Annotated in this window: 1 protein-coding gene; it reads left to right on the top strand. The window is 59.1% G+C overall.

The genetic code is table 11. From position 1 onward, the window contains the following. Nucleotides 1-384 (top strand): ATP-binding protein (locus RM704_RS45890; RefSeq protein WP_498076475.1); only part of this gene is annotated, 384 nt, incomplete at both ends.

The following is a 384-nucleotide window of genomic DNA, read 5'->3' as shown; positions in this document are numbered from 1 at the left end:
GTCCACTCCGCCGAAGCCTTGCAAAAATACATGCGCGAAGCCGTGCAGGTTTCCGAAGACAGCCCCGTGCTGCTCGATTTCTTCCTCAACAACGCGATTGAAGTCGATGTGGACTGCGTTTCAGACGGCAAAGATGTGGTTATCGGCGGCATCATGCAGCACGTCGAACAGGCGGGCATCCACTCCGGCGACTCCGGCTGCTCGCTGCCGCCCTACTCCTTAAGCGAAGAAATCCAAGACGAAATCCGCCGCCAAACCAAAGCGATGGCGTACGCGCTGGGCGTGGTCGGACTGATGAACGTGCAGTTTGCCGTGCAGGACGGCGTGGTGTTCGTGTTGGAAGTGAACCCGCGCGCCAGCCGTACCGTCCCCTTTGTCTCCAAA

The organism is Streptomyces gottesmaniae (assembly GCF_031845845.1).
Taxonomy (GTDB): Bacteria; Actinomycetota; Actinomycetes; order Streptomycetales; family Streptomycetaceae; genus Streptomyces; species Streptomyces akebiae.
The sequence above is the reverse complement of the archived record's forward strand: the minus strand, read 5'-3'. Positions and strand labels throughout refer to the sequence as shown.